This window comes from Arthrobacter sp. Y3221157 (genome assembly GCF_059089865.1).
The window spans coordinates 1-5,383 of record NZ_JBNHFD010000134.1; the positions used below are offsets into that span (position 1 = coordinate 1).

4 protein-coding genes are annotated in these 5,383 nt (G+C 67.9%); 1 reads left to right on the forward strand and 3 read right to left on the reverse strand.

All coding sequences use genetic code 11. The features are described 5' to 3' along the window. Both hemG and hemE read right to left on the reverse strand, forming a co-directional pair. On the reverse strand, window positions 1-1,320 hold a 1,320-nt coding region (hemG, locus tag AC5RTT_RS19420; RefSeq protein WP_494146546.1), incomplete at its 3' end, for a protoporphyrinogen oxidase. 3 nt (window positions 1,321-1,323) lie between these two features. After that, window positions 1,324-2,418, reverse strand: coding sequence for a uroporphyrinogen decarboxylase (hemE, locus tag AC5RTT_RS19425; protein WP_494146547.1), 1,095 nt, complete (start codon window positions 2,416-2,418; stop codon window positions 1,324-1,326). Window positions 2,419-2,576: 158 nt separating this feature from the next. Here hemE and AC5RTT_RS19430 point away from each other — a divergent pair, with 158 nt between their 5' ends. Continuing rightward, complete coding sequence (locus tag AC5RTT_RS19430) at window positions 2,577-3,896, forward strand: glutamyl-tRNA reductase (protein ID WP_494146548.1); 1,320 nt, start codon at window positions 2,577-2,579, stop codon at window positions 3,894-3,896. 132 nt (window positions 3,897-4,028) lie between these two features. On the opposite strand, the gene moeB is transcribed toward AC5RTT_RS19430, so the two are convergent. Next, window positions 4,029-5,228: a molybdopterin-synthase adenylyltransferase MoeB gene (gene moeB / locus AC5RTT_RS19435; protein WP_494146549.1), complete on the reverse strand. Its 1,200-nt coding sequence runs from the start codon at window positions 5,226-5,228 to the stop codon at window positions 4,029-4,031. Window positions 5,229-5,383 lie beyond the last annotated feature (155 nt).

The following is a 5,383-nucleotide window of genomic DNA, read 5'->3' on the forward strand; positions in this document are numbered from 1 at the left end:
TACCCTCGCGCGGTGGCCGACGGCCGCGAACGGCAGGGCCCCGCGCCAGCGGACCACGTCCCAGTCAAGGATGGTTTCCCTGCTGATGTCCACGCCCAGCAGGGCTGAGGCGTCGCACAATGAGGCGGCCAGGAGTTCATCGTCCGTTTCGGGACCGGCCGGCTGCCCCCCAACGCCGTCCACGCGGCCATAGGACAGCCGCAGGACGTGCCGGCCGGGGCCCGCAGCTGCGGCCAGCCAGTCCCACTTGCCCGTGGCGTGCGTCAGCGCCTTCGCCGCAATCCCCGGGGTCTGAGGTGCCACCAGGACGCCTGTGCCGCGGGGGCGGCGGTCGAGGGCGGGATTATCCAGCACCAATGACACGAGCTTGACGTCGGGCCCGGGTGCCGGTTTCTTGCCGGCGACGGCGGGCACCGGCCCGGCCAGGAGGTCGACGGCGGCTGGACCGTCCACCGCCACCACCAGTACGTTCGCGTCGAAGGCCAAGCCGGTCGACTGTATGTGCCACCCGTCCAGAGTGCGGTTTATAGCGACGGCGGGTGTGGCGGACAGCAGGGCTACTCCCTCCCCGCGAACGGCTTCCATCAGGGCGGCGACCAGCGTGTGCATGCCGCCTTCCAGGCCGGCGACGGCGGAGCCGGCTTTGGCGGGTTGCCTTTCAGCGGACGCAACTGCCGGGGCGGCGCTGCTCCGCTGGGCGGCAACGGCGGCTGCGAGGGAACCGTGCTGCCGGAGGCGGGCGCGCAGCCCGGGAGCTACCATGTCAACGTCCAGCAGCCCCGGATCGGCCGAGTGGACGCCTCCCACCACGGGGGCGACCAACCGCTCCAGGACCCGGGTGCCCATCCGGGCTTGCACCAGGGCTGACACGCTGGTCACCTCCTGCCCGGTTCCCACCGAGGCCGGCAGGATCCGGTCCAGGGACGCCCGGAGGGAACCCAGCAGCCCAAGGGAACGCCGGACCTCCGGGTCCCAGGGGTTGGCGGGGATGCCCAGCACGCCCGTCTTAGGCAGTTCCCGCGGACCTTCCGGCAACTGGACCCACGCACCTCCCGGCCGGGGACTAACGATGTTGCCGCCAAGCCCAAGCTCGGTGGCCAGGCTTGCGACGGCGTCGGACCTTGTGGCGAAGGACTCGGCGCCGCTGTCCAGAGTGAGGCCGGCCACCACATGGCTGCCCACGCAGCCGCCCCACTCATTGCCGGCTTCCAGGACGGTGACCCGGTATCCCGCGAGAGCCAGTTCCCGCGCGGAGAGCAGCCCGGAGATGCCGCCGCCCACCACCAGCGCGGTCTGTGCCGTGGCCGGCGCGCTGCCCACGGACTACTCCGGGGAAATGGAGTGGATGAGCTTTACCACCCGGGTCAGGACATCGGGGTCCGTCTCGGGCGGCACGCCGTGGCCCAGGTTAACAACGTGTCCGGGTGCCGACGAGCCTGCCGCAATGACCTCGCGGACGTGGGCTTCAAGGATTTCCCAGGGGGCCGGAAGCAGGGCGGGATCAATGTTTCCCTGCAGTGGTACGGTGCCGCCCAGGCGGCGATTGGCTTCGTCAAGGGGCAGCCGGTAGTCCACGCCCACCACGTCGACACCCACATCCTTCATCGCCACCAGGAGCTCCGAAGTGCCGGTGCCAAAATGGACAAGCGGGGCGCCGAGGTGCCGCACGTGGTCCAGCGCACGGGTTGAGGCAGGCGCGACGTACCGGGTGTAATCGGCCAGGCCCAGGGATCCGGCCCAGGAGTCGAACAGCTGGCCCGCGGAGGCACCTGCCTCAAGCTGTGCCCGGAGGAACATCCCGGACGCGTCGGCAGCCCAGTTGGCCAGGGCGGACCAGGTCTCCGGGTCGGCGTGCATCATGGTGCGCGGCCCCAGGTGGTCGCGGGAGGGCTTGCCCTCCACCATGTAGGCAGCCAAAGTGAAAGGGGCGCCGGCAAAACCGATCAGGGGGGTCTTGCCGAGCTCGGCCACCGTCAGCCGGACGGCTTCCCGGATGGGTTCCAGCGCCTCCCAGGTCAGCTGCGGCAGCGCTGCCACATCGGCTGCGGTGCGGACGGGCTTATCAAGGACAGGACCTACTCCCGGAACGATGTCCACGCCCACGCCGGCGAGCTTCAGCGGGATGACGATATCGGAGAAGAAAATGCCTGCGTCAACGTCGTGCCGGCGGACCGGCTGGAGGGTGATCTCAGACGCCAGCTCCGGCCGCAGGCAGGAGTCCAGCATGGCAATGCCCTCACGGACCTTGAGGTACTCGGGCAGGGAACGCCCTGCCTGCCGCATGAACCAGACGGGACGGCGGGAGGGTTTGCCGCCGCGGTAGGCGGTGATCAGCGGGGAGTCCGCGGTGCGGCCGTCCAGCAGCGGATGGTCAGCGGCAAGGGCGCCGGCAGCAGAGACGGCAGGGCTAGAAGTCATGCCATTGATTCTGCCGAAGATCAGCGCCAAAAGATAACGACAGCCTGTCATCCCGCAGCCAAATTTCCCGCCGTGGCAGGAATCACAAGCCCAGGTACCCCCGGGACAGGGCAGGGAGTTGTTCTACCGAGGAACGAAAAAGCTATGATTGGTCTGCTGTGGTTCTTTTTTCATTGGTGGCTACACACGCCGACATCGACCTTGAAACCGTTGCTCAGTTGAGCAACGGTTCCTCTGGGATTGCCACAAACGCCCTCTCCGGATCGCCGGCGGTGACAGGCGCAGTCGTCCTCGCCACCTGCAACCGCTACGAGATCTATGGCGAGGCGCCCCATCCGGATGATGTAGAGGCCGCGCGCGCGGCGCTTGTCGCCCAGATCAGCGAGGCCAGCGGACTGAGCGAACCGCTGGTATCCCGCTCCTTCAGCACCCGCACCGGCCCTGAAGTAACCCAGCACCTCTTCGCCGTCAGCGCAGGGCTGGACTCCGCCGTCGTCGGTGAACGGGAAATCGCAGGCCAGGTGCGCCGCGCACTCATCACCGCCCAGCATGAAGGCACCGCAAGTGCGGGTCTGGTCCGGCTGTTCCAGGCCGCCTCCAAAACCGCAAAGGACGTAGGCGCCCAGACGGCGCTCGGTTCGCGCGGCCTGTCCATCGTGTCCGTCGCCTTGGACCTTGCAACAGATCTTTCTGAAAACCAGGACTGGTCCACCAAAAAGGTGGTGGTCTTCGGGACCGGAGCCTACGCCGGCGCCACCATGGCACTGCTCCGTGAACGCGGCTGCACGGACATCTCCGTCTTCTCCTCCTCCGGCCGGGCGGAAGGGTTCGTCGCCACGCGCGGCGGCACCGCCCTCGACGAGGATTCCCTCAATCCCGCCGTTGCCGCGGCGGACGTCATGATCGGCTGCAGCGGCTCGGATACCCGAGTGGAGGCCGACGAACTGGCCCAGGTCCGCGCCAACTCCCCGCAGCCGCTGATCGCCATCGACCTGGCCCTCACCCACGATTTCGACCCCGCCGTCGGCGAGCTGGACGGCGTCGAACTCCTCACCCTGGAATCGGTCCGCCTCGCCGCGCCGCAGGAACAGGCCGAATCGCTGGCCCAGGCAAGCAGCATCGTCAAGGGTGCCGCCACGGCTTTTGAACAGGAACGCGAGGCCCGGTCCGTGGATTCCGCCATTGTTGCCCTCCGCCGCCACACCATGAACGTCCTGGACGCCGAAATGGAAAAAGTCCGGGCCCGGCACGGCTGCACCGCCGCTGCCGAGGAAGTGGAGTTCGCACTCCGCCGCATGGTCAAGCAGCTGCTGCACGTGCCCACGGTCCGCGCCCGGGAACTGGCGGCCAACGGCCAGCAGGACGAGTACGTGGCGGCCCTGGAGGCCCTCTACGGCATCACCGTGGAGCAGCCCGCCGCCCGCCCGTCCGCCCAGGCCGAATGCCCAGTGGACCATCGGGGCCTCGAAAGCGCCTGAACGGCCTCTCCGGCCAACCCTCTCTCACATCCTGCGCCCCTCCGGCAAACCCTCTCGCACTCACCGCTTAGAAGCGAGAGAGCGTCCCTCCACAGGGCGCGAAAAGTGAGAGAGCGTCGGTGCCTGGCAAGGTCAGTAAACGGGCTTGTGCGGTTCCACCTCGCGCACCCATGAGAGGATGCCGCCGTCGAGATGGCTGACGCGCTGGTAGCCCGCCTTCTGCGCTGCCGCCAGGACGTTGGCCGACCGTGTCCCTGCCTTGCAGAGAAACACGATGTCCCGGTCCTGCGGAATCTCCGCCCACGCGTCGCCGGCCAGGATCCGGCCCTGCGGGATCAGGACGGCGCCGTCGATCCGGACGATTTCGAATTCACCGGGCTCCCGGACGTCCACCAGCTCAAAATCCTTGAGCCCGGCTTTCCGGGACGCCAGCATGGTGGCCAGCTGCGTTGCGGTCACAGTGTGTTCGGTGTCCGACGGCGCCTCCGGGGTGATGCCGCAGAAGGCCTCATAGTCCGTGAGCTCCGTGATGGGTTCCGCCGCGGGATCCTTCGATACCCGGATCTCCCGCCAGCTGCCGCCCAGGGCGTCGAACAGCGCCACACGGCCCAGGAGGGAACGTCCGACGCCGGTGATCAGCTTGACTGCCTCCGTCACCATCAGCGACCCCACGGCCGCGCACAGCATGCCGAAGACTCCACCCTCGCCGCAGGAGGGAACAGCGCCCGCGGGCGGCGCTTCGGGGTAGAGATCGCGGTAGGTGGGTCCGTGCTTTTCCCAGAACACGCTGACCTGGCCGTCGAACCGGAAGATGGAGCCCCAGACGTAGGGCTTGCCCAGGATGGCTGCGGCGTCGTTAACCAGGTAACGGGTGGCAAAGTTATCCGCCCCGTCAAGGACCAGGTCGTAGCCGGCGAACAGTTCCAGGGCGTTGGAGGCGTCCAGGCGGACATCGTGGAGGCGGACGTCCACCAGCGGGTTGAGCGCGGAGATGGCGTCCCTGGCCGATTCGATCTTGGGCCTGCCGACGTCGGCCACCCCATGGATGACCTGGCGTTGCAGGTTGCTGAGGTCAACGGCGTCGTCGTCAATGATCCCGATGGTTCCCACACCGGCCGCCGCCAGGTAAAGCAGCGCCGGTGATCCCAGCCCGCCGGCGCCGATCACCAGGACTTTCGCGTTCTTGAGCCGCCGCTGCCCAATGGTCCCGATCTCGGGAATGATGAGGTGCCGCGAATAGCGCTCCACCTCGGCAGGGGTCAGCTCACCAGCCGGTTCCACCAGGGGATCCAGGGAAACAGAGGAAACATTTGCGGTGAAAGTCGAAGCCATACTTCAATGTATGCCCCGGGATACCGCCGGGTCATATTACCCCGCAGTAAAGTGGAGCTAACCGCAATGGAAAGAAGGACAACCGTGGTCCCTGAAGCACGGGCTGACCGCCCGCCCGCCGCCGAACCGCAGGCGACCCCGCGGCCGGCAGGCCA

Excerpts from the sequence above, each read along its gene's own strand:
- hemE (WP_494146547.1), bottom strand. The coding sequence starts at position 2,418 with ATGACTTCTAGCCCTGCCGTCTCTGCTGCCGGCGCCCTTGCCGCTGAC.
- moeB (WP_494146549.1), bottom strand. The coding sequence starts at position 5,228 with ATGGCTTCGACTTTCACCGCAAATGTTTCCTCTGTTTCCCTGGATCCC.